This is a genomic window from Pseudonocardia halophobica (genome assembly GCF_050948485.1).
GTDB lineage: Bacteria > Actinomycetota > Actinomycetes > Mycobacteriales > Pseudonocardiaceae > Pseudonocardia > Pseudonocardia halophobica.
The window spans coordinates 2594314-2619600 of the sequence record NZ_CP192046.1 but is presented as its reverse complement, the minus strand read 5'-3'; the positions used below and the strand labels follow the sequence as shown (position 1 = coordinate 2619600).

Here is a 25287-nt window from a genome sequence, read left to right as displayed (position 1 = left end):
GTGAAACCCGCGAGTGATGAACGGGCAACACGGCAGCCATACCGTCGCGGCCAATCCAGAGGACGATCGAAGGAGCCAGCGCGCGTGTTCAACAACTCCGAAGAGGTACTCAAGTACATCTCGGACGAGAAGGTCGAGTACGTCGACATCAGGTTCTGCGACCTGCCCGGCGTGATGCAGCACCTCACCGTCCCCGCCTCCACCGCCGGTGACCTGCTCGAGAACGGCGCCGCGTTCGACGGCTCGTCGGTCCGCGGGTTCCAGGCCATCAACGAGTCGGACATGGCCCTGCTGCCGGACTCGGCGACCGCGCGGCTGGACCCGTTCCGCAAGCACAAGACGCTGAACATCAACTTCTTCGTGCACGACCCGATCACGGGCGAGCCGTACTCCCGCGACCCGCGCAACATCGCGCGCAAGGCGGAGGAGTACCTGGCCGCGTCGGGCATCGCGGACACCGCCTACATGGCGCCCGAGGCCGAGTTCTACGTGTTCGACTCGATCCGCTTCGGCTCGAACCCGCACGAGACCTACCACCACATCGACTCCTCCGAGGGCTGGTGGAACACCGGCCGCGAGGAGGACGGCGGCAACCTCGGCTACAAGGTCAACTACAAGGGCGGGTACTTCCCCGTCCCGCCGGTGGACCACTACGCCGACCTGCGTGCCGACATCGTCTCGACGATGATCGACTCCGGCTTCACCGTGGAGCGCGAGCACCACGAGGTCGGCACCGCCGGCCAGGCGGAGATCAACTACAAGTTCGACACGCTGCTCCACGCGGCGGACGACATCATGCTGTTCAAGTACATCGTCAAGAACGTGGCCTGGCAGGCGGGCAAGACCGCCACCTTCATGCCGAAGCCGCTGTTCGGCGACAACGGCTCGGGCATGCACGTCCACCAGTCGCTGTGGAAGGACGGCCAGCCGCTGTTCCACGACGAGTCCGGCTACGGCGGTCTCTCGGACACCGCGCGCTACTACATCGGCGGCCTGCTGCACCACGCCCCGTCGCTGCTGGCCTTCACCAACCCGACGGTGAACTCGTACCACCGCCTGGTCCCGGGCTTCGAGGCGCCGGTCAACCTGGTCTACTCGGCCCGCAACCGCTCGGCCTGCATCCGGATCCCGCTGTCCGGCGACAGCCCGAAGGCCAAGCGCATCGAGTTCCGCTGCCCCGACTCGTCCGGCAACCCGTACCTCGCCTTCTCGGCGATGCTGATGGCCGGCCTCGACGGCATCAAGAACAAGATCGAGCCGGCCGCCCCGGTCGACAAGGACCTCTACGAGCTCCCGCCGGAGGAGCTCAAGGACATCGCGCAGGTCCCGGCCTCGCTCGGTGCGGTCATCGACAAGCTCGAGGAGGACCACGACTACCTGCTCGAGGGCGGCGTGTTCACCCCGGACCTGATCGAGACCTGGATCTCGTACAAGCGGGAGAACGAGATCGACCCGCTGCGGCTGCGCCCGCACCCGTACGAGTTCGCGCTGTACTACGACGTCTGATCGTGTCGACGTGGCCTGACCTGCGGATACGCGGTCAGGCCGCGGCGGTCGGACGGTTCGCCCGAGGCGACGGCCCGTGCACCCCTTTCCGCTGGGGTGGCGGGCCGTCGCCGCGTTCTCGGGTTCTCGCGGTCGGTCCGCGGGCTCAGGGTTCCGCGAGGCCGGCCGGGCGGGAGCGGGTCAGCGCGACGCCGGCCAGGATCAGCACTCCCCCGGCCAGCTGGACCGCCGCGGGGACCTCGCCCAGCAGCAGCCAGCTCGCCACCGCGGACGCGACGACCTCCAGCAGCGCCACGAGCGAGCCCCGCGCCGCCCCGATCCGCCGGATGGCGAGCACGCCGGTCAGGTAGGCGACGACCGTCGAGACCAGCACGAGCAGACCGGCCGCGACCACCCAGCCCACGTCGGCGCCGGCGAGGACCACCGGCCCGTCGGGCGGGGTCGTCACCACCAGCGGCAGCAGCCCGACCACGCCCAGCACCCCGACCACCGCCGTGCCCACCGCCATCCCGACGCCCGCCAGCACCAGCGGCGGCGTCGCCGCACCCGCGCGGTCGGCGAGCAGGAAGTAGCTCGCCTGACAGACCGCGGCGACCATGCCCCACGCCAGGCCGGCAGGCGGCACCGCGGTGCCGGACCAGATCTGCACCACCAGCAGCAGCCCGGCGATCGCGACGGCCGCGCCGGCGAGGGTGCGGCGGCTCGGCGGCTGCCGGCGCACCACCCACACCCAGGCGATGACCAGCACCGGGCCCAGGTACTCGAGCAGCAGCGCGATGCTCACCGGCATGTACCGGACGGCGTTGAAGAACGCGACCTGCACGCCGGCCATCGCCATCAGCCCGTAGAGCAGCAGCGCCGGGGCGTCGGAGCGCAGCGCGGCCAGCACACCCGGCCGCGTCACGGCGAGCAGCACCAGCACGACGACGGCCGAGCCGCCGATCCGGACGAACGCCGCCCCGGCGGAGGACCAGCCGGCGTCGATCAACGCCTTCGCGAACGGGCCGGAGAGCCCGAACGACACCGCCGACACGACGGCGAACGCGAGGCCGACCTGCGTCGCGCGGCCGGCGGGATCGGCTCCGGGCAGCGGTGCGGTACTGCGCCCGGGAGTCACTCCGCGCCGGTGACGGCGACGAGGCCCGCGGCCTCGATCCCCGCGACGGCGGCGGCCTCGTCGTTGAGCGAGGCGTCGCCGGTCACGCCGACGGCCCCGAGCAGCGCGCCCTCGCCGTCGCGGACGAACACCCCTCCCGGGACGGAGAAGATCTTCCCGCCGGCGAGGTTCGCGACCGAGGTGAAGAACTCGGGCGAGTCGGCGGCGCGCGCGGCGATGGCGCGGTTGGTCATGCCCAGCGCCAGCACGCCGTTCGCCTTGGCGACGGCCAGGTCGGGCCGCAGGTAGCCGGACCCGTCCTGGCGGGCGAGCGCGACGATCGCCCCGCCCGGGTCCAGGACGGCGACGGTCAGCGGGTTGAACCCCTGCTCGGTGCCGTGCGCGAGGGCGGCGTCGACGATCGTGCGGGCCTGCTCCAGCGAGATGCTCACGAGGGGCCAGCCTCTCAGACGCCCCCGTCACCTGGCGACCGGGATCGCTTCCTCAGCTCGCACGGGATCAGTGGTCGGAGGTGGCCAGGCGGCCGGCGCACCCCGTCGGGCGTCCCACGGGCCGTCGACGGGGTGTGCCGCGGACCCGAAGGGGGTGCCGGCTGCTCGAACGGTCGTGCCGGGGCGCCACTGGCTGTGCCAGGCTGCGGACGGGACGGCGTCGCGGATCCGGAAGCGGCAGCGGACCCTCGGCGCCTCGCACACCTCGCCGGACGTCGCACACCCGTTCCGGCGCCCTCCCACACCCGAACTGCGCGCCGCACAGGCCGTCGACGGCCTGTATCGCGCTCCGACGGGTGTGCCGGCTACGACGGGCAGCCCGGGCGCCCGTCGCGGAGTACCGGTCGACCAGCACCGGGCGGTTCGCCCCGGCCGCCCCGGGCCGACCCGGGACGCAACGGCTGCTCGGATCGGTAGCCGCCCGCACGTCCCGGTAGTACCGCTCGAGGGGTCATGTCGACGCCGGCCGCCGCCGACACGAATCAGTTGATCCAGGCGGACAAGCGGCCGACACACCCCCTCGGGCGTCCCGCGGGCCGTCGACGGCGTGTGCCGCGGACCCGAAGGGTGTGCCGAGCTGCTCGATCGGTTGTGCCGGGCTCCACCGGGTGTGCCGGGCTGCCCGACCGGTTGTGCCCGGCTCCACCGGGTGTGCCGGGCTGCCCGATCGGGTGAGCCGGGCTCCACCGGGTGTGCCGAGCGGCTCGAGCGTCACGGATCCGGAAGCCGCGGCGGACCCTCGGCGCCTCGCACACCCCACCGGGCGTCGCACACCCGTCCTGGCGCCCTCCACATCCCACCGGGCCTCGCACACCCGTCCCGAGCCCTCCCACACCCGAACCGCGCGCCGCACACCCCGTCGACGGCCTGTATCGCGCTCCGACGAGTGTGCGGCCACGAGCGGGCCGCCTCAGCTCCGAGAGTTCGGAGACGAGGTCAGGCGGCGGTGAGGGCGAAGACCGGGATGGTGCGGATGCCCTCGGTCTTCTTCTCGTAGTCGCCGAAGCCCGGGGCGGCGGCCTTGATCTTCTCCCAGGCCTGGTCCCGCTCGGAGCCCGTGATCTCCGAGGCCTCGACCGTGAGCTCGCGGACGCCCTCGGAGGTGCCGAGGTCGACGGAGATGCGCGGGTTGGCCTTGAGGTTGTGGTACCAGGCGGGGTGCGACGGGGCGCCTGCGGCGGAGGCGACGATCAGGTAGCGGTCGCCGTCCTCGAAGTACACGAGCGGGCTGGTGCGGACGGCACCGGACCTGGCGCCGACGTGGTGGACCAGGATCATCGGGGCGCCCTCGAAGGGCGGGCCCACCTTGCCGTCGTTCTCCTTGAACTCACGGATGACGCGGGCGTTGAAGTCCTCGGGCACTGCGTTCCTCTCGGCCGAGCATGCTCAGGGCATGAAGACGATCACTGCAGCGGCCAGTGTGGCCCCCAGCCCGATCAAGCCGAACACCCCCGCCCACATTCCCCCCGGCACGCCCGTGATCGCGGCGAGCTGGTCGGCGTCGGAGGTCGTGGTGCGGCGCCGGCGGCGGCTGCGCTGCAGCTCGCGTACCGCCCGCAGGCCTCCGAACAGCAGGAACCAGCACAGTGCGGCGGCGAAACCGGCGCGCCAGTCCGGCGACGCCCACGTCGCGACCGCGCCCAGCACGCCGCCCGTCCCCAGCACGGCGAACGCCCCGAACAGGTTGCGGATGTAGACGAGCGTCGCGACCAGCAGCGCGACGCCGAGCCAGAGCAGCGCGCTCGTGTAGCCGCCCGCGACCAGCGCGGCGCCGCCCAGCCCGAGCAGCGGCGGGAAGACGTACCCGGCGAGGAACATCAGCACGACGCCCGGCCCGCGACCCGCGCCCGTCGAGTGCGTGACGCCGGACGTGTCGGAGTGCAGCCGGATCCCGGTGAGCCCGCGCCCGACCAGCACGGCGACGAGCGCGTGCCCGCCCTCGTGCGCGATCGTCACGACGGTCCTGGTCATCCGCCAGGACACCGTCCACAGCACGACGAGCAGTGCGGCGGCCGCCGCGGCCAGCTCGGCGGGGCGGGCGGTGAGGCCGTCGACGATCGCGTCGAGCACGCCCTGGACCTCGGATGGCAGCACGCGCCGAGTGTGGCAGCGCCGGCTGTGCGCGGGCTGAGGGCCCGAATACCTTGACCTTCCAGCCGCTGGAACCTCGAAGGTGGATCCCGTGACCGCGACGCACGAGGGGACGGACCCCCTGCTGACGATCGGGCAGCTCGCCCGGCGCTCGGGGGTGCCCGTCCGCACGATCCGCTTCTGGTCGGACGAGGGCCTGCTGCCCGAGACCGACCGGAGCCCCGCCGGCTACCGGCGGTACGACGCGGCCGCCGTGGCCCGGCTCGATCTCGTCCGCACCCTGCGGGAGCTCGGGATGGGGCTGGACGACGTGCGGGAGGTGCTGCTGCGTCGCCGCCGCGTCGGCGAGGTGGCCGCCGCGCACGTGCGGGCCATCGACGAACGGATCCGCGCCCTGCGGGTGCAGCGTGCCGTGTGCACGCTGCTCGCCCGCGACGGCACGGATCCCGCACCGAGGGAGCTGAGACTGATGAACGACCTGGCCAGGCTGTCCGCCGAGGAGCGGCAGTGGATGATCGACGAGTTCGTGGCGGAGGCCTTCGCCGGCACCGACCCCGAGGCGCCCGGCGCGGGCATCGCCTCCGCCATGCGCACGATGCCGGCCGAGCTGCCGGACGACCCGACGACCGAGCAGGTGGAGGCGTGGATCGAGCTCGCCGACCTCGTCGCCGATCCCGACTTCAAGGCGCGGGTCCGGGAGATGGCCGTCGCGGGGTCGGAGGCCGCCGCCCCGCCGCCCTACGACCCCGCGGCGGTGCTGGAGCACGCCGGCGCGGCGCTGCGGGAGGGCGTCGACCCCGCCTCCCCGGAGGCGGCCGCGGTGCTGGAGCGGATCGGCGTCGACGAGAGCGCCGACCGGCCCGCGCTGGCGGCGACGGTCCACACGTTCAGTGACCGGCGGGTCGAGCGGTACTGGACCCTGCTCGGGCGGCTCAACGGCTGGCCGGAGCGGCCGCCGAGCGTCCCGGCCTTCGAGTGGTTCGCCGCCGCCCTGCTCAGCAGAAGGTGACGACGTTGCGGTCGAGCGGCATCTGACCCCGCCGCTCGCCCGTGTCCGTCGACGCCGTGTACGGCAGCACCGGGGTGGGCTGCTCGGCCAGCACGTCGTCCCAGATCCGCTCGGTGACCTGGCCGTCCACCCGCATGCAGTCGAAGGCGAACGGCGTGCTGTCCGTCGGGAAGAACGTCGGTTCGGTGTTGACCTGGAAGTGCAGGTGCGGCGCCGTCGAGTTGCCGGAGCTGCCGATGTGGCCCAGCACGTCTCCCTTCCTCACCTGCTGGCCGGTCTTCACCGCGACCGAGTCCTTCTTGAAGTGGGCGTACATCACGTACACCCCGGGCGCGATCATCAGCGTGACGTGGTTGCCGACGGTCTCGACGATCGGCGGGATCGGCGGCGGCTGCGGCAGGGACGTGGTGTCCGCGAACCCGTCCGTGGCGTCGACGACGACGCCGTCCGCGACCGCGATCGCGGGCTTGTCGTAGGCGAGGAAGTTCGTGATCACCGAGGGGTCGTCCACCCAGGCGCGGTGCTGGTCGTCGAGCAGGTACCAGTCGATGGCGTAGCGCTGCGGAACGAGCATCTGCCCGTTCATCGGGGCGATCCCCCGGCGGTGGTGGGTGTCGTCGACGCAGCAGCCGTCGCTGGCGTACCAGGGGCCGCCCTGCAGCGGCGGGCCGAGGACGGGCGCCGCGGCGGTGCTCACCGCGACCGACCCGGCGTCGACCTCCGTGGCGGGCCCGCCGCCGACGGAGCCGGTGACCCGGTGGGCCAGGGCGGCCGGCGCGGCGCCGTCGAACAGGACGTCCAGCCAGACGATCGCGGTGGCGCCACCGGGGATCGGGGCGGCGGAGCCGGTGGGGTCGCCGACGCCCTCGTCCCCGGTGCTCGCGGCGAGCAGTTCGGCCTGGGCTGCCAGCTCGCCTCCGCTCAGCGAGAGCACGACCTGCTGGCCCGCCAGCACGTCGACCCTCTCCATGGTGAACGGGGCGGGTGTGGCGTTGGTGAGCAGCAGCTCGTAGGTCACATGCGTCCTGCCGTCGGTCCCCAGGACCGGGGCGGGCGTCGTCACCGTGGCGCCCGAGAGCGGCGTGAACTTCGTGGTCGGGGCGATGCCGCCGGCCGGGACCTCAGGCGGTCGGAGCTGCTGCGCGGGCTCGGCCGGAGCGCCCGCGCACCCGGCGGCGAACAGCAGAAGCAGGACGACTACTACGCCGACTCGGCGAACAGGCATACGAACTCCCAGGTCACCCCCGACCCGCACACAGGCTAAGGGGTCCTGCTCCCGAGGAGAAGGGATCCACGTCCTGTGATCAGTCGTGGCGGCCGCTGAAGGCCAGCCCGATCCCCATCCCGACGAGCACCAGCCCGCCCGCGCCGCCCATCCGGCGCAGGCGGGCCGGACTCGTCGCGAACCAGTCCCGCGCCGCGCCCGCGACGAGGCCCCAGGTCGAGTCCAGCAGCGCCGCCGTCACGCAGAAGAGCAGGCCGAAGATCAGCAGCTGCAGCGACGGGTTCGGTGCCTGCGGGCCGAGGAACTGCGGCAGCACGGCCGCGAAGAACACCAGCGCCTTGGGGTTGGTCAGCCCGACCACCACGCCCTGCAGGAACACCCGGCGGTCGGCGACGGGGCCGGGGGCCCCCAGCGCGGCCACGAGGTCACCGCGGGTGCGGATGGTGTGGACGCCGAGCCAGACGAGGTAGGCCGCGCCCGCGAACTTGATCACGGTGAACACCGCGGCCGACGCCGCGGCGACGGCCCCGAGCCCCAGCGCGACGACGACCACCAGCACGGCCACGCCCGTGGTGTTGCCCGCGACGCTGGCCAGCGCGGCGCGGCGGCCGTGCGCGAGGGCGCGGCCCACGATGAAGAGCACGCTCGGGCCGGGGATCGCCACCAGGACCAGCGACGCGGCCAGGAAGGCGAGGATCGCGCCGGTCGAGGGCATGCCGGTGACGGTAAGGCGGTGCTTCGTGCCTCCGCCACGCATTTCGCGGGGCCGTCACTGGTAGTAGAGGAGGCACCAGCAGAGGGTGTCGCCCGTGGTGCAGGCGGGCTCGGGCAGGGACCTGACCGCGGCGGAGCTCGTGAAGGGGATCCCGCCCCACTTCGACCACAGGTCGGTGGCCATGCCCACCACGTTCACGTTGCCGGCCGGCCGGTCGGTGCCGACGTAGCTGTGGATGCTGGTGCCGTAGTCGCGGCGGCCGTGGAAGTACCACCCGCTGTCGAACCAGTCCTCGGTCCCCGTCGCCTCGATCTGCGGCGTCGGCTCGCCGTCGACCGCGACCGAGAAGTTGCGCTCGAGCCAGGACAGGTTCGTGGCCCCGACCCCGCCGACGTAGGAGTGGTGGACGATCGACCCGGGGCCGCCCGTGATCTGGGCGAGCGTGGTGGTGGATGCGGCCGTGCGGGTGACCTTCTGGTCGACGTAGCGCGCGCCCTGGCAGCGCAGGCGCCGGCCGTCGGCCTCGTCGGTCGAGGTCAGGCCGTACGTCGCCATCGAGTAGATGCTCGCGGTCTGCCCGGCGTCGATGTTGAGGTAGGAGATCCTGATCGAGCTCCCGAAGGGCAGGGGGTAGGTCGACAGGAACGCCGTCTGGTAGCTCGCGCTGTCGATCTCGACGTGCAGGTGCGGGCAGGAGTGGCTGGTGTTCGCGCTGCCGGCGCCCCAGTGCGTCGCCAGCAGCGTGCCCATGTCGATGTCGATCGCAGGCGTCGGCGAGCCGTCGTAGGCGACCCGGAGCCGGGCGTCCAGGGCCGGCACGTTGCCGCCGCCGAGCGCCATCCAGAGGGAGACGACGACCCCGGGACCGGTCCTGGCGAAGACCGTGCGTTCCGTGTTCGGCGGTACCCGGACGTTCTCGAGCTTGTCGATCCGGAGCTTGCCCTGCCGCAGCGAGGCCAGCGGGTTCGCCATCGTTCGTCCCCTCGTCCGCGGGACCGCCCCTCCCGACGCGTGCCGACGCTACTGAGGACGCGCGGGACGGGGAAGCCGACGCGCTTCGGACGGCCGGGCACCCCGCTACGATCCGGCGCGTGTTCGGCATGGTCCGGCCCTGCCGGCACACCCTCTCCCCCGCCCTGCGCGCCGAGTGGATCGGCCACCTGTGCGGGCTCTGCTACGCGCTGCGCGACGAGCACGGCCAGGCCGCGCGGATCGCCACCAACTACGACGGCCTGCTGGTCTCGGTCCTGCTCGACGCCCAGTCCCCGGCCCGGGGCCGCCGGACCGCCGGGCCCTGCCCGTTGCGCGGCATGCGGACCGCGCGGGTCGCGACCGGCGACGGCGCCCGCCTCGCCGCCGCGGTGAGCCTGGTGCTGGCCTCGGCCACACTGGCCGACCACGTCGCCGACCGCGACGGCGCCTTCGCCCGCCGTCCGGTCGCCGCGGCCGCCCGTCGGCTGGCCGCCGGCTGGGCCGACCGGGCGTCGACGGGTGCGGCCGGGCTGGGCCTCGACCCGGTGGTCCTGCTCGACGCCGTCGCCCGCCAGCCGGCGCTCGAACACGCCGGCTCGCCCCTGCTCACGGTGACGGAGCCGACCGAGACGGCGACCGCGGCCGCCTTCGGGCACACCGCCGTCCTCGCCGGGCGGCCGGACAACGCGACACCGCTCGCCGAGGCCGGGCGGCTGTTCGGCCGGCTAGCCCACCTGCTCGACGCCGTCGAGGACCTCCCCGCCGACGCCGCCGCCGGCGCCTGGAACCCGCTGCTCGCGACCGGCACGGACCTCCCGGCGGCGCGTGCCCTGGCCGACGACGCCGCGCTCGGCATCCGGCTCGCCCTCGACGAGGTGCGGTGGACCGACCGCCGGCTGGCGCACCGGCTCCTGGTGCACGAGCTCGGCCGCTCGATCGGGCACGCCTTCGCGCACGCCGAGCGGAAGCCCGGCGGCCCCGATCCCGGCGCCCCGCCCTCCCGGCCCGGTCCCCGGCCGCCGCGCCGGGCGCTCGCGGGCTGCGCGGTGGCCGTCGGCCTGTTCTGCAGCTGCCAGATGTGTTGCGCCGACACCTTCGAGGACCCGTGGACCCGCGAGGCGCGGGAGGGCTTCTGCCGCAGCGACACGTGTGCGAACTGGTGCGACTGCTCCGAGGCGAGCTGCGACTGCTGCGACTGCTGCTCGGACTGCGACTGCTGCGGCTGCGACTGCTGACCCGGTCCGTTCCGCAGCTCGGCCCAGGTCGTGAGTGCCTACTGCCCCTCTAGGGGCAGCAGGCACTCACGGGTCAGGAGTCCCAGCCGTAGAACACCCGCTCCACCACGGCCCGGGCGCGGCGGGTGGTGCGGCGGTAGTCGTCGAGGAAGCGGCCGGGGTCGCCGTCGGCCGGGTAGCCCAGCGCCGCGGCGACGGCTGCCAGCTCCCGGCCCGAGCGCGGCAGCTGGTCCCCCGGCTTGCCCTTGACCAGCATGATCGCGTTGCGGGCGCGGGTCGCGGTCTCCCAGCCGGCCTTCAGCTCCGCCGCGTCCTCCCCGCTGATCAGGCCCGCCTCGGCCGCCTCCCGGAGCCCCTCGAGCGTGGAGGTGGTGCGCAGCTCCGGGATGTCGCCGGCGTGCTGCAGCTGCAGCAGCTGCACGGTCCACTCCACGTCGGCGAGCCCGCCGTGGCCGAGCTTCGTGTGGGTGGAGCGGTCCGCCCCGCGCGGGAGCCGCTCGTCGTCGACCCGGGCCTTGATCCGCCGGATCTCGGTGACCTGCGCCGTGGTCAGCCCCTCGGCCGGGTACCGGATCGGCTCGATCAGCTCCATGAACCGCCGGCCCAGCTCGGGATCGCCGGCGACGGGCCGGGCCCGCAGCAGCGCCTGCGACTCCCACACCTCCGCCCAGCGGGCGTAGTACTCGCGGTAGGAGTGCAGGGTCCGCACGAGCGGGCCGGACCGCCCCTCGGGCCGCAGGTCCGCGTCGACCTGCAGCGCCGGGTCCGGGCTCGGCGCACCGAGCCGCCGCCGGACCGTCTCGACGACGCTGGTCGCGAACTTGACCGCCTCGGCGTCGGGGATCGACTCGTCGGCCGGCTCGCACACGAACATCACGTCCGCGTCGGAGGAGTAGCCCAGCTCGGCGCCGCCGAGCCGGCCCATCCCGATCACCGCGATCCGGGCCTTCGGCGGCGCCCCCGCGGCGACCTCCCGGACCGTGGCCTCGAGCGTCGCGCGCAGCACCGCGACCCACACCGTGGACAGCGCCTCGCACACCTCGGCGACCTCGACCGCGCCGAGCAGGTCCGCGCAGGCCACCCGCAGCATCTCGTGCCGGCGCATCGACCGCGCCGAGGCGACCGCGGAGGTCAGGTCGTGCTGCCGGGCGACGGAGGCGAGCAGCCACTGCCCGACGACGGCCGGGTCGCGCTTGAGCTCGTCGGGCTGGCCGGGGTTGGGCGCGGCCAGCACGCGCAGGATCTCCGGCGCGCGCACGAGCAGGTCCGGGACCAGCGCCGACGTGCCCAGCAGGCGCATGAGGCGCTCGGCGACCAGGCCCTCGTCGCGCAGCAGCCGCAGGTACCACGGCGTGTTCGCCAGCGCCTCCGACACCTGCCGGTAGGCCAGCAGGCCGCGGTCCGGGTCGGGTGTGGCGGCGAGCTCCTCCAGCAGGACCGGGAGCAGCGTCTGTTGGATCGACGCCGCCCGGGACACCCCGCCGGTCAGCGCCCGCAGGTGGCCGAGCGCGCCCTCCGGGGAGGCCCAGCCCAGCGCCTTGAGCCGGGCCGCCGCGGCCTTCTCCGACAGCCGGGACTCCTCCGGCGACAGCCGCGACACCGACTGCAGCAGCGGCCGGTAGAACAGCTTCTCGTGCAGCCGCCGGACCCGCCGGGCGTTGCGCGACCACTCCGCGAGCAGCACCCCGACGACGTCGTGCCGGCCGTCCGGACGCAGCCGCGCGGCCCGGCCGAGCCAGCGCAGCGCGTCCGTGTCGTCCTTCGCCGGGAGCAGGTGCGTGCGGCGCATCCGCTGCAGCTGCAGCCGGTGCTCCAGCAGCCGCAGGAAGCGGTAGGAGGCGGCGAGGTTGGCGCCGTCGTCCCGCCCGACGTACCCGCCGTTCGCGAGCGCGGCCAGCGCCTCGAGCGTCGACGGCGAGCGCAGCGACTCGTCCGAGCGCCCGTGCACGAGCTGCAGCAGCTGCACGGCGAACTCGACGTCCCGCAGCCCGCCGCGGCCGAGCTTGAGCTCCCGCTCGGCGTGGTCCGGCCGCACGTGCTCCTCGACGCGGCGGCGCATCGCCTGCACGTCCTGCACGAAGTCGTCCCGGCTGGCCGCGTTCCACACCATCGGCGCGACGGCCTCGGCGTACGCGGCGCCCAGCTCCTCGTCGCCGGCGATCGGCCGCGCCTTGAGCAGCGCCTGGAACTCCCAGGTCTTGGCCCACCGCTTGTAGTAGGTGACGTGCCCGTCGAGCGTGCGGACCAGCGCGCCCTGCCGGCCCTCCGGCCGCAGGTTGGCGTCGACCTGGAAGCAGGCCTCCCCCGCGATCCGCATCACCCGGCTCGCCAGCCGGGACGCGGCCTGCGTGTCCCCCTCGGCCACGAAGATCACGTCGACGTCGCTGACGTAGTTGAGCTCGTGCCCGCCGCACTTGCCCATGCCGATCACGGCGAGCCGGACGTCGTCGGGCGGGTTCACCTCCTCCAGCGCGACGGCCAGCGCGGCCCGGATCGCGGCCGCGGCCAGGTCGGCGAGCTGCGCGGCGACCTCGTCGACCTCCATCACCGGCAGCGACGTCTCCCCGACGGCGGCGAGGTCCGCCCCGGCGAGCCCGAGCAGCTCGTCGCGGTACGCCGTGCGCAGCGCGGTGATCGCCGCAGCCCCGGTGATCTGGGCGCGGGCCCCGCCCGGGCCCCCCGACGCGGGCTCGTCGGGATCGGCGCCGACGGCGCGGAGCAGGTTCGCGGCGCGCCGGGCGAGGTCCGGCGGCGGGTCGTCGCGGTCCGGGCCGTCGGCGAGCAGCCGCCAGCGGTCGGGGTGGGTGACCAGATGGTCGCCCAGCGCCGTGGAGGCGCCGAGCAGCGCCAGCATCCGGCCGCGGAGCCCCAGGTCGGTGCGCAGCTCGGCGTCGACGGTCCTCCAGTCCCCCGCGGCCTTGGCGAACCGCTCGACCTGCCGCAGCGCGAGGTCGGGGTCGGGCGAGCGGGCCAGCGCCCACATGATCGGCTCCGCGCCGTCGACGGGCCGGTCCTCGGCCCACCAGCCGAGCTCGGCGAGGGTCTGCTCCGCCCAGGGCTCGGTCAGGCCGAGGCGGGCGAGGGAGGTCCGGGTACGTTCCGCCACGTCGACCGATCCTGCCCTATCGGGGCCCGGTTCCGGGCGCCGTGCCCGGCCCGTCACGGACCGGGATAGAGGTCGGGATCGTCGAGCGGGGCGCCGAGCCAGCCGAGCAGGGCGGCGATCTCCCGGTACGCGGCGAGCCGCGCCTCGTCCGTGCCGTCCGCCTCGGCCCTGCGGACCGGCTCGCGCAGCCGCCCGACCATCGCCGGGCCGAGCTCGAGGAGCCCGCCCGAGCCGGTCGTCGCGAACCGGGCCAGGACGTACCGGGCCAGCGCGCCGACCGGGATCCCGGTGTGCGCGCTGAGCCCGTGGAGCGTGTGCAGCGGGTCGAGGCGGCCGTAGTCGGCCACCTCGGCCTTGAAGTTGGCGTCCGGGTCGTCCGGCTCCCAGGGCCCGGCGTAGCGCTCGAGCCGGACGACCTCGTCCGTCACAGGACGGGCAGGTAGGTCGCGAGCTCGTACGGCGTGACGTTGCGCCGGTAGTTGTCCCACTCCGCCCGCTTGTTGCGCAGGAAGAAGTCGAACACGTGCTCGCCGAGGATCTCCGCGACCAGCTCCGAGTGCTCCATCGCGCCGAGTGCCTCGGTGAGGTTCTGCGGCAGGGCTTCGTAACCGAGCGCCCGGCGCTCGGTGTCGGTGAGCGACCACACGTCGTCCTCGGTGGCGGCCGGCAGCTCGTAGCCCTTCTGCACGCCCTGCAGCCCGGCGCCGAGGATCACCGCGAACGCCAGGTACGGGTTGCAGGCGCTGTCCAGCGTGCGGATCTCCACCCGCCGGGTCGACGACTTGCCGGGCGAGTACATCGGCACCCGGACCAGCGCGGAGCGGTTCGCGTGGCCCCACGACACGGCCGTGGGCGCCTCGCCGCCGGTGATCAGCCGCTTGTAGGAGTTGACCCACTGGTTGGTCACGGCGCTCATCTCGCGCGCGTGCCGCAGCACCCCGGCGACGAACGCCTTGCCCGTCTCGGACAGCTCATAGGGGTCGTCCGGGTCGTGGAAGGCGTTGCGGTCGCCCTCGAAGAGCGAGAAGTGGGTGTGCATGGCCGACCCGGGGTGGTCGGTGAAGGGCTTGGGCATGAACGACGCCCGCACGCCCTGGGTCAGCGCCACCTCCTTCACCACGTACCGGAAGGTCATGATGTTGTCGGCCATGGTGAGCGCGTCGGCGTAGCGCAGGTCGATCTCCTGCTGGCCGGGCCCGCCCTCGTGGTGGCTGAACTCGACCGAGATGCCCATCGACTCGAGCGTCTCGATGGCGTTGCGCCGGAAGTGCGGCGCCACGTCGTGGCTGGCCTGGTCGAAGTAGCCGCCGGAGTCGGCGGCGATCGGCGGCGACCCGTCCGACGGCAGGTCGCGCAGCAGGTAGAACTCGATCTCGGGGTGGACGTAGCAGGTGAAGCCGGCCTCGCCGGCCTTGGACAGGGCGCGCCGCAGCACGTGCCGCGGGTCGGCCCACGAGGGCGAGCCGTCCGGCATGGCGATGTCGCAGAACATGCGCGCCGAGTAGTGCTCGCCGTTGGCGGTCTCCCAGGGCAGCACCTGGAAGGTGGAGGGGTCGGGGCGCGCGACCATGTCCGACTCGTAGACCCGGGCGAAGCCCTCGATCGCCGAGCCGTCGAACCCGATGCCCTCCGCGAACGCCCCCTCGAGCTCGGCGGGGGCCACCGCCACCGACTTGAGATAGCCGAGCACGTCGGTGAACCACAGCCGCACGAAGCGGATGTCGCGTTCCTCGAGCGTGCGCAGCACGAATTCCTGCTGGCGGTCCATGGCCGCCAGGCTAGGAATGTCGTGTTACGTGAATGTTTCGTGGCTGCTCAGGGTGTGGGACGCCGCAGCGCGAACGGGTGAGTCTCACTGGGCGGGCAGCACGCACTGGGCGCCCTCGTCCGGGAGCGTGCCGTCGACGAGGTAGGCCGTGAGCTTGTCGTCGATGCAGGCGTTGCCCTGGTAACCGGCGGTGTGCTGGTTGCCCTCGACCTTCAGCAGTCGCCCGTTCAGGTCCTCCGCCAGGTCGACGCCGGCCTGGTACGGCGTGGCCGGGTCCCCCGTCACCGAGACGACGACGACCGGGGCCAGCCCGTCGGCCTGCGGCCGGTGCGGCTCCAGCGTCGGCGGGACGGGCCAGAACGCGCACGGGTCCTTCGCGTTGACCGCGCCGCGCCCGGTCGCGGTGAACGGCGCCGCGCCCACCACGCCCTCGTTGAGCTTCGCGACCTGCGCCGGGTCGGTGATGCGGACGTTGTCCATGCAGGTGATGGCTTGGAACGCCTCGAGCGAGTTGTCGTACTTCCCGTTCGTGCGCTTGTAGTAGAAGTCGGCCAGCGTCAGCAGGACCGACCCGTCGCCCGCGGCCAGCTTGGAGATGCCCAGCGACAGCGCCGGCCAGAGCGAGCGCAGGTAGAGCGCCTGCTGCACGCCGGTGATCGCGTCGGAGAAGGACAGCGTGCGGGTCGGGTCCGAGGTCCTGGCCGGGTTGTCGATCAGCGGCTGCACGATCTTCTGCCAGGTCGCGGTGACGGCCTTCGGGTCGGTGCCGAGCGGGCAGTTCGGCTGGGTCGTGCACCAGGCCCCGTAGGCGTCGAAGGCCTGCTGGAAGCCCGCGCTCTGGTCGATGTTGGTCTCCACCGTGTCCTGCGTGGGGTCGACGGCGCCGTCGAGCACCATCGCGCGGACGCGGGTCGGGAAGGCCTCGGCGTAGGTGGAGCCGATCGACGTCCCGTACGAGTAGCCGTAGTAGGTCAGCTTCTCGTCGCCGAGGGCGGCGCGCAGCACGTCCAGGTCCTTGACGACCTCGCGGGTGCCCAGGTGCGCGAGCACGTCCGCGCCCATCCGGGCGGTGCAGCGGTCGGCGTACTCCTTGTTGTGCGCCTCCAGCGCGGCCACACCGGCCGGGGACGGGTCGGAGTAGACCGTGGCCCGGTACTGGTCCTGCTCGGCGTCGGTCAGGCAGTCGATCGACGGCTCGCTGACCCCGACCCCGCGCGGGTCGAAGCCCACGAGGTCGAAGCGGGCCTGGACCGGCGAGTTCTCCGTCGACTTCACGGTGGCGGGCACGAGCTGCGTGCCGGAGACGCCGGGGCCGCCCGGGTTGAGCAGCAGCGAGCCGATCCGGTTGGCCTGGTCGGTGGCCTTCGACCGCATGACGGCGATCGTGACCGTCTTGCCGTCCGGCTGCGCGTAGTCGAGGGGGACCTCGAGCTTGGCGCACTGGTAGCGCGGGTCGCGGTACTGGTCCGCGACGTCGGGCGAGGCCGCGTAGTCCGTGCAGGGGCCCCACTGCAGCTGCTGGCCGTAGAAGCGGGCCAGCGCCGGGTCCTGCGCAGGATCACCCGGCGGGGTGGCCGTGGCCGCGGCCGGCGCGGTCGCGGTCGAGGCGGAACAGGCGGACAGACCGACGCAGGCGAGGACCGCGACCAGCGCGGTCAGGGCCCGTACGCCCAGGTGGGGCGGCCCGGACGGGGAGCGACGACGCGACGACACGGAGCCAAGCACCGCGCCAGCATGACAGCGGCGGCCCGGTGCGCCACCCGGGGTGCGGTGAGCGGGGCGCACACCGCCGTGTGAGGTGCGTCGCCGGACCGTGCATGCGGTGAGCGCCGGGTGTCACGCTTTCGGCGCACGACCTCGAGCACGACCCCAGCACGACCGAGCACGACCCCAGCCAGACCCAGACGACCCGGGGACCTGCGGTGCAGGCCTCGAGGGAGGACGGACGACGATGTCCCGCGACACCACCGGCACGCCCGCGCACGGCACCCCCGCGAACGGTGCGGGCGGCTCTGCGCACGGCTCTACGCATGGCGAGGTGCAGGCGCCCTACCGCAGCGCCGCCCCGCAGAAGCGCACCCGGGTGCACCACCTCGCCGAGATGAAGCAGCGCGGCGAGCGCTGGCCGATGCTCACCGCCTACGACGTCTACTCCGCGGAGATCTTCGACGAGGCCGGCATTCCGGTCCTGCTCGTCGGCGACTCCGCCGGCAACAACGTCTTCGGCCACGACAACACCCTGCCCGTCACCGTCGACGAGCTGATGCCGCTGGTCAAGGCGGTGGTGCGGGGCGCGAAGCACGCCCTCGTGGTGGCCGACCTGCCCTTCGGCAGCTACCAGATCTCCCCCGCCCAGGCCCTGCAGACCTCCTTCCGGTTCATGAAGGAGGGCGGCGCGCACGCCGTCAAGCTCGAGGGCGGCGTCCACTACGCCCCGCAGGTCGAGGCGCTCACCGCCGCCGGCATCCCGGTCATGGCGCACCTGGGCTTCACCCCGCAGAGCGAGCACGCCCTCGGCGGGTTCCGGATCCAGGGCCGCGGCCAGTCCGCCGAGCAGCGCCTGGTCGACGACGCCCTCGCCCTGCAGGAGGCCGGCGCGTTCGCCGTGGTGCTGGAGATGGTGCCGGGCGAGGTCGCGAAGCGGGTCACCGCGGAGCTCACGATCCCGACGATCGGCATCGGCGCCGGCCCGGACTGCGACGCGCAGGTGCTCGTCTGGTCCGACATGGCCGGGATGAACCGGGGCCGCAAGCCGCGCTTCGTCAAGCCCTACGCCGACCTGGGCGGCCTCCTCCTCGACGCGGCCCGCGCCTACGCCGCCGACGTCCGGGGCGGCGCCTACCCCGACGAGGCCCACACCTACCACTGACCCACCCGGTGAACGGCGCTCTCGCTCACCAGGAATGAGCGAGAGCGCCGTCGGCGGCGACTTCGTCGACTGGCAGGCCCAACCCGACGGCCGCCTCGTCATGACCCTCGCCGACGTCATGGGCAAGGGGTTGGCGGCGGGTCTCGTGGCGGCGACGGTGAAGACCGCGCTGCACACCGAGAGCCGGCGCCACCCGCCCGCCGAGGGCAGGTCGTCCTCCAGCGCGGCGGCGGCCAGCCGGACGCCGCACACCACCCTGGCCGTCTCGGTGATCACGATTGGACGGTCGGAGAGGGCGCGGAGGTCGGCGAGGCTGTCGCCGAAGACCTCCGACGGGGACCGCCAGCCGCCCCAGGGGAGCGCGTCACCGCCGTTGTAGCCGTCGACGGCGAGCCAGTCGACCACGTCGTCGCCCGGGTAGAGCGGCCCGTACGCGGCCGTCCCCACGGAGTGGACGTTGACGCACCACACCCAGACGACGTCGGCGCCCTGGTCCCGGAAGACGTCGTGGACGTGGCGCCAGGCGGCGACCAGGTCGGCCGCGTGGTGCCGCCGACCCCGAGGGTCCACGGACAGTGCGGCGCATCGGCCTCGTGCATGAGGCGCAGCGCCAGCGTCCCTCCCCAGTCCCGCACCTGACGGGCGAAGGAGGCGATGTAGGCGTCGTGGGCCCCGGCGGCGATCCGCCCGGGGGCGTAGTCCGGCTGCACCGCGCCCGCTGCCGGGTCCCACGGTTCCCAGGTGAGCATCGGCGGCGCCCGGTCGGCGACCGCGGCGTCGGCGCGGGCCGGGTCGAAACCCGGCTCGCCGGCCCACGCGGCGTACCAGACCTCGATCGCGACACGCACCCCCGCGCTCCGCGAGAACCCGGCGACGCCCGAACGTCCTCGGTCGCGACCCCGACCGCGAGCGGTGCGGGTTCCGGCGCGGCCGCGGCGAGCAGCAACAGCCCCAGCACACCCCCACCCACCGTGAGGACCGCCGCCGTCCAGGGCTCGGCGACGTGCTCGGGCCACCTCGTAACCGGGGACGTCGATCGACCCGGCCTGCGGCAGCAGGGCTTGCTGCACCTGCGCCGCGCGCTCCATCTCCGACGTGCGCGGCCGCAGCACCGCCTCCGCCCAGTCCGCGAGCTCGGCCAGCATCGTGCTCTCGACGGGCCCGAAGCCGCGCGGCGCGGGGTCGATCAGGCACAGGGTGCCGACCCGGACGCCGGACGAGGTGGTCAGCGGATGACCGGCGTAGAAGCGGACGTGCGGATCGCCCCGGACGAAGGGGCTGTCGGCGAAGCGGTCGTCGGCGCGTGCGTCCTCGATCACCGTCTGCCCCGCAGGTGCGGCCAGCGTGACCTTGCAGAAGGTGTCCTCGAGCGGGACGTACGGAATGTCGAGGCCCTGCGCCGATTTCACCCACTGGGTGTCCGCGTCGACGACGGTCACGGCCGCGATCTCGACGCCGAAGAGCTTCTGCGCGAGGCGGGTGATCCGGTCGAACCGCCCCTCCCGCCCCGCCGGGTGCACGCCGAGCGAGTCCAGTGCCAGCGCGCGGGCCTCCGCGGGCGTCGTGCTCGGGTCGACGGTCGCCGTCATGCCCGTGGTCCCTCCCTCGCCGAGGTCCGGCAGAAGACAGCGCAGTCCTGGGCCGATCGGCCCGCCCGAGATGCTCCGTTCCGCCGGGTGGGAACCGCCGGTCGGGGATCAGCGGGCGACGAGGGCGGGCCCGGCGAGCATCAGCGCGGCCGGGCATTCGCGCGCCCGCCACCGCTCCCGCAGCGCCGTCAAGCGGGTCAGGTCCGCCGGGCGGTCGGCGAGCGCCCGCTCCGCCGCGTCGAGGAGGGCGCCGGTCCCCGCGTGCGTCTCCGGGTCCGCGAGTCCCTCGACGGCGACGTGCTGGTGCAACGCGGCGTCGGGCGTCCGCCGCCGGCCCGGCAGGGTGTCGTCGAGCACGAGGCCGGTGAGCAGGCTGAGCAGCTCGCCGTACAGCGCCGGGTCCGGGCAGGCGTCGAACGCCTTGAACTCGATCCGCCCGACCTCCGCCGGCAGCCGCGCGGGCTGGGTGAGCGAGGGATCGGTGGCGAGCGCGTGCGGCGAGCCCGGCTCCAGGAACACCATCGCCGCGGGCCGCAGTCCGGTCCGCACCGCCGTCCGGGCCGACAACCCGCCCCAGGCCGCGCCGTCGCGGAACGGCGAGGAGAACGCCAGCGGCACGAGCCAGGGGCTGTAGTGGGTGAGCTTCGCGCCGGCGTCGACCAGCTCCGCGCCGGCCAGGCCCGCGACGGACAGGTTGAGGTCCGGCCCGTGGGTGACCATGTGCAGGTGGGCGGTCCGCTCCTCCGGCGAGCCCGTGCGATGGGCGCGCTCCCAGGCGTTGAGCTCGGGGACGACGGGATAGCTCGACCGCACCGGGTTGAACCCGATCGGGTACGGCTCCAGCCCGCGCCCGGCCGCCTCGCACTCCAACGCCCGCAGGTCGGCCGCGAGAGCCGTGACGGCCCCCTCCACCGAGTCGTGGATCCGGGTGCGGATCTCGATCCCCTTCGGGTCGCAGCGGACCAGGCCGCCCGCGTCGTCGAAACGCTCGAAGCCCTCGACGTACCAGCGCTTGCGCTTGATGCCCTGGTCGCCGATCCGCAGATCGGGGTAGTCGGCCGGGTCCTCGGGCAGGGCGTCGACGATCCCCTGCAGCTCCTCGAAGGTCGTGTTCGTGAAGTCGGCGAACGCGCCGTCGGCGCGGCGGAACGCCACCTCGTGTTCGATCCCGTACCTGACCTGCGCCACCCTCGACCTCCACCCCGGCGTTCGTGCCGGCGGACGACGCTAGTCGTGCGCGGGCCGTCGCGGTGCGTGTCGGTGCGGACACCCGATCGGGCTTGAGCGGGCGGCGTCAGTTGAGTAAGGCGAACCTGACCCGGCCGGTCACCGGGTCGGCCTCGACCAGCCGGGCCGGCACGGTCGCCCCGGGCTGCAGCTCACCCTCGCACCTGGCCAGGACGGGCGGATCGGTGAGGAAGACCTCGCCGGGCTCGCGGCGCAGCGCCACGACCGCGAACTCCTCCCCCACCCGGCCGGCCAGCACCGCGGCCTCGGTCCGGTCCGTGCAGGCGCGGTCGACGCGGGCTGCCAGGGTGTCCGACGCGCTCATCAGGCCGGGCAACCCGGGCAGCGCCTCGAGCAGCCAGTCCGGCACCTCCCGCCCGGCCGCGAGCGCCAGGCAGATCTCGCTGCCGAACCGGTCCACCAGCCGTCGCAACGGGGCCGTGACGTGCGCGTACGGCGCCCCGATCCCCCCGTGGCCCGGGTCCTCCGGCGGCGGGGTGCCGGCGCCGAAGGACGCGTAGGCGGCCCCGCGCAGCAACGTCGTGGCCGCCCGCCGGACGGCCAGCGCGCGCGGATCGGCGTCGGCCGGGCGCGGCAGCCCCGCGAGGACCGTCGCCGGGGACTCGCCCTCCGGCCAGTCCAGGCCCAGCTCGAGCGCCGTCGCCCGCAGCGCCGCGACCGCCTCGGGATCGGGCGTCGGGAGCGTGCGCAGCAGCCCGACCCCGGCGTCGAGCATCATCCGCGCCGCGACCTGGCCGGTGAGCAGCGAGATCTCCGCGTTCCAGTCCTCCACCGGGGTCCGCCGGCGGGTCCGGACGGTCCACCCCGTCCCGGCCGGCACCACCTCCTGTTCGGGCAGCTCCAGCTCGATCGCCCCGCGCGCGACGGCCCGGGCGCGGCGCAGCGGACCCAGCTCGGCCAGGGCGGCGATCGCCGGGTGCGCCCGGCCCGCGTCGATCGCGGCCTGCACGCCGGCGTAGTCGAGCCGGGCCACCGAGCGGACCAGCGCGCGGCGCACGTCGGCGCTCCGGACGGCGCCCTCGCCGTCGAGTTCGATCCGCCACAGCACCGCGGCGCGGGGCCCGTCGGGCAGGAGGCTCGCGGCGTTCTCGGACAGGACGGGCGGGTGCAGCGGGACCGCGCCGTCGGGCAGGTAGAGGGTCTGGCCGCGGCGGCGCACCTCGGCGTCGAGCGGGCCGCCCGGGTCGACGACGGCGCCGAGGTCGGCGATGGCGTAGTGCACGGTGAACCCGCGGGGCGTCCGCGTGATGCCCACCGCCTGGTCCAGGTCCTTCGAGGCCGGCGGGTCGACGGTCACCAGCGGGATGTCGGTGGCGTCGACGCGCGGGCCGTCCGGGCCTGCGGCCGCGGCGCGCTCGGCCTCGGCCAGCACCGCGGCCGGGAAGGCCGCGCCGTGGGCGGGCAGGCCGAACTCGGCGCGGACGGCGGCGAAGTCCGGGGCCGTGCTCATGGCGTGCTCACGGGCGCACCCTACGGTCGGGCGGACCGACTTGTGCGGCGGAGCACGGGGTGTTGTCGTATCCGTCGAGTTCCCCGTCGGCCGGACGGAGCCGCCCGTGCGCACCGTGTCCCCTGCGCCCACCGAGCCCCCTGCGCCTCCGGCGCGCCCGGCCCCGCCCGCCGGACCCCGGCCGTCCGCCCTGGTCCGCGTGGCGACGGCGGTCCTCGTCGTCGTGGGGCTGGGGTTCGGGCTCTACGCCGCGGTCAGCGGCGCGACCCTGCGCACCGAGCCCGTGGGTCCGGCCGGGGCCCCGGCGGTCCCGGCGCCCGCCGCGCCCGCCTGGGCCCCGGTCGGCCGGCCCGGCCCCGCGCTCACCGTCCCCGCCGCCGATCTCACCGCCAGCCTGGTCTGCACCCGCGGGCAGGCCGACCGCGACACCGTGCTGCTGCTCTCCGGCACCGGCGCCGACCCCGACACGGCGTTCCGCTGGGGGCTGCGGCCGCTGCTCGCCGCCCAGGGCTTCCCGACCTGCCTCTCCACCGCGCCCGACGCCAACACCGGCGACGTCGCCCGCCGCGCGGAGTACGTGGTGCACGCGATCCGCACCATCGCCGACCGGACCGGGCGGAAGGTGGCGGTCGTCGGGCACAGCCAGGGCGGGATGGTGCCGCGGTGGGCGCTGCGGTTCTGGCCCGACGTCCGCGACCGCGTCTCCGACCTCGTCGCCCTCGGCCCCACCAACGCCGGCTCCGACGCCCTCCGCGCCGGGTGCGCCCAGGGCTGCTCGGCCGCGCTCTGGCAGCAGTCGAGCGGCTCGCGGTTCGAGGAGGCGCTGAACTCGGAGCGGCGGACCTTCGCCGGCGTCGACTACACGGTCGTGGTGTCGACCGGGGACACCGTCGTCACCCCGGTGCCGCAGGCCTCGGCGCTGCCGGCCGAACCGGGCGGCGGGGCCGTCGCGGGGAACGGGGCGATCGCGGTGCAGGACGTCTGCCCCGGCCGGGCGGTCGAGCACGGCCCGCTCGGCCTGTCCGACGCCGTCTCCTTCGCCCTCGTCGTCGACGCGCTGCGGAACCCGGGGCCGGCCGACCCCGCCCGGATCGCGGCGTCCACGTGCACCCGGACCCAGGCCCAGGGCATCACCGCCGCCGAGCTGCGGCAGGGCACCGCGGCGGTGGACCGGGCGGTGGCGCGGTCGGCCGCCACCGCCATGGTCCTCCCCGCGGAACCCGACCTCCCCTGCTACACCCGCCCCACCCCCTGCTGACGCAGCCGGGCGCGCACCTCCCTCGGCGGCGCGCCACATCCGCTCGAGCCCACTCAAGCAGGACACAGGCCGTCGACCGGAGGTGCCGCGAACCTCGTGCCCCGCCGTGAGGGCTGGCAGCAGCGGCTCGCACACCCTCCGGGGTGTGCCACTCCCGCTCCTGCTCGTTGCCACGTCCGCACGGCTCGTCGCACACCCCGTCGACGGCCCGCGCGACGCTCAACGCGGTGTTTGAGCTCCGACCGTCGCGCTCCCCCGGCCCGCGGACGTCATGTCCGCGGGCTTGCGCCGGTCGGCCCGCCACCTGGGCATCAACCAGCGTGTGGCCGGCCGACCGCCCCGCTCACACCCGCTCGAGCGGGCCACAGGCCGTCGACCGGGTGTGCCGCGCACGTCAGGAGTGTGCGGCCACGCTCCGGCAGGTGTGCCGGCGCTCCGCGGGGTGTGCCGGCGCCACCACCCGCGCGCGAGTTCCGGTGTGCCGCACCCCCACGGACCGCCGAGCGCCCGCGGCGGCGGGGCGGAGGAAGCGGACCGCACCCCACATCACCTCGAACGGGCGAGGGTCGCAGCTACCGCGCACCCGCCGCACCCGGCGGTGCCGCCGTCCGGGCGAGGCGAAACACGGTCGTCATCCCTCCTCTGGACAACTCCGCGGCGAAGGATCAGCCTGGTACGCAAGCGTTCACCGCTACAACCGGGAGGCGTCATGAGGTTGGGCAGGAAGCTGGCGGAGGGTGTCGCGATCGACCGGGAGGCCGAGCGCCTCGCCGAGACGCGGGAACCCGCACCGCAGGCGCACGACACGGTCCCGGTCGTCACCGCCGCCCTGGCGGAGGACGCCCCGGCCGAGCGTCCCGCCCGGGTCTGACCGGGCCGGGTCGGTGGGCGGTCCTTTCGCCCGCAGCCCGCGCGAACACTCCGACGAGCCCCTGCCGGGGTTCAAGCTCGCGTACCCGATGCTCGCCGCCGACGGCGCGAGCTGCGGGTTCAGCGGGGTGACCCTCGGCAGGGCGCACGTCTACCGCGCGGTGGACGACGCCATCTGCGCGCACGGCTCGCGGCACGCCTGCCCGTCGCGCTGGTGTGACTGCGGGTTCTACTGCTTCCACGAGATGGGCGCCGCGCGCGATCTCGCGTGCGAGCCGGACCACCGCAGCGCCGTGCTGCTGGAGGTCGCGGCGTCGGGCCGCTACCGGCGCTACGAGCGCGGCCTGCGGTACGCCCGCCAGCGCGTCAAGACGGTCCGCATCGGGCGCTGCGAGTGCGGGCGCCCGGCCGACCTGCTGGCCGACTCGGGGGCCGGCAGCGTCGGGTGGCGGCGGCTCCTCCCGGTCTGCCGCAACTGCGCCGCCGACCGCCCGGTGCTCGGCCCGGAGCGGTTCGCCGAGCTCGCCGGCGGGGTGGAGGTCGTGCTCGAGGGCCGCCCGACCGGCCTGGCCGACGACGAGGAACAGGCCCCCGTCGTCGCGTCGCCGGAGGTGCCGGCCGAGGACCCGGGCACGGTCGCCGTGCTGTCCGCCGAGGTCGCGGTCCTGCACGCCCGGCTCGACGAGACCCTCTCCCGGCTGGAGGAGGTGCAGGCGCGGCTCGACGAGCTCACCCGCCGCGACCGGCCCTGAGCGGTCGGCCCTGAGC

22 protein-coding genes are annotated in these 25287 nt (G+C 74.5%); 8 read left to right on the top strand and 14 right to left on the bottom strand.

Annotated elements, in window-relative coordinates; genetic code table 11:
- The first annotated feature begins 84 nt into the window (after window positions 1-84).
- Window positions 85-1506: a type I glutamate--ammonia ligase gene (glnA, locus tag ACQP04_RS12590; RefSeq protein WP_037040780.1), complete on the top strand. Its 1422-nt coding sequence runs from the start codon at window positions 85-87 to the stop codon at window positions 1504-1506.
- A 145-nt stretch (window positions 1507-1651) separates the two neighbouring features.
- On the opposite strand, the gene ACQP04_RS12585 is transcribed toward glnA (ACQP04_RS12590), so the two are convergent.
- From ACQP04_RS12585 to ACQP04_RS12570, 4 genes are all read right to left on the bottom strand, one after another.
- Window positions 1652-2623: an EamA family transporter gene (locus ACQP04_RS12585; protein ID WP_433507224.1), complete on the bottom strand. Its 972-nt coding sequence runs from the start codon at window positions 2621-2623 to the stop codon at window positions 1652-1654.
- The gene (locus ACQP04_RS12580; protein ID WP_037040779.1) at window positions 2620-3054 is read right to left on the bottom strand and encodes a GlcG/HbpS family heme-binding protein; all 435 of its coding nucleotides are present in this window, start codon (window positions 3052-3054) and stop codon (window positions 2620-2622) included. Before ACQP04_RS12580 ends, ACQP04_RS12585 begins: the two co-directional genes overlap by 4 nt.
- 996 nt (window positions 3055-4050) lie before the next feature.
- Entirely contained in the window at window positions 4051-4476 is a 426-nt protein-coding gene (locus tag ACQP04_RS12575; protein ID WP_433507223.1) for a nitroreductase family deazaflavin-dependent oxidoreductase, read from the bottom strand.
- A 24-nt stretch (window positions 4477-4500) separates the two neighbouring features.
- Entirely contained in the window at window positions 4501-5208 is a 708-nt protein-coding gene (locus ACQP04_RS12570; protein WP_433507222.1) for a M50 family metallopeptidase, read from the bottom strand.
- Between the two features lie 88 nt (window positions 5209-5296).
- Here ACQP04_RS12570 and ACQP04_RS12565 point away from each other — a divergent pair, with 88 nt between their 5' ends.
- Window positions 5297-6214, top strand: a complete 918-nt coding sequence (locus ACQP04_RS12565; RefSeq protein WP_433507221.1) for a MerR family transcriptional regulator — start codon at window positions 5297-5299, stop codon at window positions 6212-6214.
- Here the strand turns inward: ACQP04_RS12565 and ACQP04_RS12560 are convergent.
- The 3 genes from ACQP04_RS12560 to ACQP04_RS12550 all read right to left on the bottom strand — a co-directional run bounded on the left by ACQP04_RS12560 (window position 6201) and on the right by ACQP04_RS12550 (window position 9126).
- The gene (locus ACQP04_RS12560) at window positions 6201-7439 is read right to left on the bottom strand and encodes a M23 family metallopeptidase (protein ID WP_433507220.1); all 1239 of its coding nucleotides are present in this window, start codon (window positions 7437-7439) and stop codon (window positions 6201-6203) included. The two genes, ACQP04_RS12565 and ACQP04_RS12560, sit on opposite strands and share 14 nt — an antisense overlap.
- Window positions 7440-7518: 79 nt before the next feature.
- Entirely contained in the window at window positions 7519-8154 is a 636-nt protein-coding gene (locus tag ACQP04_RS12555) for a LysE family translocator (protein ID WP_433507219.1), read from the bottom strand.
- Window positions 8155-8208: 54 nt separating this feature from the next.
- Complete coding sequence (locus ACQP04_RS12550) at window positions 8209-9126, bottom strand: DUF2961 domain-containing protein (protein ID WP_433507218.1); 918 nt, start codon at window positions 9124-9126, stop codon at window positions 8209-8211.
- A 119-nt stretch (window positions 9127-9245) separates the two neighbouring features.
- Between ACQP04_RS12550 and ACQP04_RS12545 the strand changes: the two genes are divergently transcribed.
- On the top strand, window positions 9246-10361 hold the full coding sequence (locus tag ACQP04_RS12545) for a DUF5685 family protein (protein ID WP_433507217.1): 1116 nt from the start codon (window positions 9246-9248) through the stop codon (window positions 10359-10361).
- A 73-nt stretch (window positions 10362-10434) separates the two neighbouring features.
- On the opposite strand, the gene ACQP04_RS12540 is transcribed toward ACQP04_RS12545, so the two are convergent.
- From ACQP04_RS12540 to ACQP04_RS12525, 4 genes are all read right to left on the bottom strand, one after another.
- Complete coding sequence (locus ACQP04_RS12540) at window positions 10435-13467, bottom strand: bifunctional [glutamine synthetase] adenylyltransferase/[glutamine synthetase]-adenylyl-L-tyrosine phosphorylase (protein ID WP_433507216.1); 3033 nt, start codon at window positions 13465-13467, stop codon at window positions 10435-10437.
- 53 nt (window positions 13468-13520) lie between these two features.
- The gene (locus tag ACQP04_RS12535; RefSeq protein WP_433507215.1) at window positions 13521-13895 is read right to left on the bottom strand and encodes a DUF6027 family protein; all 375 of its coding nucleotides are present in this window, start codon (window positions 13893-13895) and stop codon (window positions 13521-13523) included.
- Window positions 13892-15235: a type I glutamate--ammonia ligase gene (gene glnA / locus ACQP04_RS12530; protein ID WP_037040767.1), complete on the bottom strand. Its 1344-nt coding sequence runs from the start codon at window positions 15233-15235 to the stop codon at window positions 13892-13894. Before glnA (ACQP04_RS12530) ends, ACQP04_RS12535 begins: the two co-directional genes overlap by 4 nt.
- 84 nt (window positions 15236-15319) lie before the next feature.
- The gene (locus tag ACQP04_RS12525; protein ID WP_433507214.1) at window positions 15320-16960 is read right to left on the bottom strand and encodes an alpha/beta hydrolase; all 1641 of its coding nucleotides are present in this window, start codon (window positions 16958-16960) and stop codon (window positions 15320-15322) included.
- 226 nt (window positions 16961-17186) lie between these two features.
- On the opposite strand from ACQP04_RS12525, the gene panB reads away from it, so the two are divergent.
- Both panB and ACQP04_RS12515 read left to right on the top strand, forming a co-directional pair.
- Window positions 17187-18104 carry a 3-methyl-2-oxobutanoate hydroxymethyltransferase gene (gene panB / locus ACQP04_RS12520; RefSeq protein WP_433507213.1) on the top strand — a complete coding sequence of 306 codons (918 nt, stop codon included), beginning with the start codon at window positions 17187-17189 and terminating at the stop codon, window positions 18102-18104.
- Between the two features lie 34 nt (window positions 18105-18138).
- A complete protein-coding gene (locus ACQP04_RS12515; protein ID WP_433507212.1) occupies window positions 18139-18483 on the top strand; it encodes a SpoIIE family protein phosphatase in 345 nt (114 codons plus the stop codon).
- On the opposite strand, the gene ACQP04_RS12510 is transcribed toward ACQP04_RS12515, so the two are convergent.
- From ACQP04_RS12510 to ACQP04_RS12500, 3 genes are all read right to left on the bottom strand, one after another.
- Entirely contained in the window at window positions 18377-19693 is a 1317-nt protein-coding gene (locus tag ACQP04_RS12510) for a GAF domain-containing protein (protein ID WP_433507211.1), read from the bottom strand. The two genes, ACQP04_RS12515 and ACQP04_RS12510, sit on opposite strands and share 107 nt — an antisense overlap.
- 108 nt (window positions 19694-19801) lie before the next feature.
- Window positions 19802-20881, bottom strand: coding sequence for a glutamate-cysteine ligase family protein (locus tag ACQP04_RS12505; RefSeq protein ID WP_433507210.1), 1080 nt, complete (start codon window positions 20879-20881; stop codon window positions 19802-19804).
- A gap of 106 nt (window positions 20882-20987) precedes the next feature.
- On the bottom strand, window positions 20988-22391 hold the full coding sequence (locus ACQP04_RS12500) for an RNB domain-containing ribonuclease (RefSeq protein WP_433507209.1): 1404 nt from the start codon (window positions 22389-22391) through the stop codon (window positions 20988-20990).
- Window positions 22392-22590: 199 nt separating this feature from the next.
- Between ACQP04_RS12500 and ACQP04_RS12495 the strand changes: the two genes are divergently transcribed.
- The 3 genes from ACQP04_RS12495 to ACQP04_RS12485 all read left to right on the top strand — a co-directional run bounded on the left by ACQP04_RS12495 (window position 22591) and on the right by ACQP04_RS12485 (window position 25271).
- Window positions 22591-23649 carry an esterase/lipase family protein gene (locus ACQP04_RS12495; protein ID WP_433507208.1) on the top strand — a complete coding sequence of 353 codons (1059 nt, stop codon included), beginning with the start codon at window positions 22591-22593 and terminating at the stop codon, window positions 23647-23649.
- Between the two features lie 709 nt (window positions 23650-24358).
- Window positions 24359-24520 carry a hypothetical protein gene (locus ACQP04_RS12490; RefSeq protein ID WP_156067119.1) on the top strand — a complete coding sequence of 54 codons (162 nt, stop codon included), beginning with the start codon at window positions 24359-24361 and terminating at the stop codon, window positions 24518-24520.
- A gap of 13 nt (window positions 24521-24533) precedes the next feature.
- Window positions 24534-25271, top strand: a complete 738-nt coding sequence (locus tag ACQP04_RS12485; protein WP_433507207.1) for a hypothetical protein — start codon at window positions 24534-24536, stop codon at window positions 25269-25271.
- Window positions 25272-25287 lie beyond the last annotated feature (16 nt).

Coding starts and splice junctions, on each gene's coding strand:
- ACQP04_RS12560 (WP_433507220.1), bottom strand. CDS start 7,439: ATGCCTGTTCGCCGAGTCGGCGTAGTAGTCGTCCTGCTTCTGCTGTTC.
- ACQP04_RS12555 (WP_433507219.1), bottom strand. CDS start 8,154: ATGCCCTCGACCGGCGCGATCCTCGCCTTCCTGGCCGCGTCGCTGGTC.
- ACQP04_RS12550 (WP_433507218.1), bottom strand. CDS start 9,126: ATGGCGAACCCGCTGGCCTCGCTGCGGCAGGGCAAGCTCCGGATCGAC.
- glnA (WP_037040767.1), bottom strand. CDS start 15,235: ATGGACCGCCAGCAGGAATTCGTGCTGCGCACGCTCGAGGAACGCGAC.
- panB (WP_433507213.1), top strand. CDS start 17,187: ATGTCCCGCGACACCACCGGCACGCCCGCGCACGGCACCCCCGCGAAC.
- ACQP04_RS12515 (WP_433507212.1), top strand. CDS start 18,139: ATGAGCGAGAGCGCCGTCGGCGGCGACTTCGTCGACTGGCAGGCCCAA.
- ACQP04_RS12510 (WP_433507211.1), bottom strand. CDS start 19,693: ATGACGGCGACCGTCGACCCGAGCACGACGCCCGCGGAGGCCCGCGCG.
- ACQP04_RS12500 (WP_433507209.1), bottom strand. CDS start 22,391: ATGAGCACGGCCCCGGACTTCGCCGCCGTCCGCGCCGAGTTCGGCCTG.
- ACQP04_RS12490 (WP_156067119.1), top strand. CDS start 24,359: ATGAGGTTGGGCAGGAAGCTGGCGGAGGGTGTCGCGATCGACCGGGAG.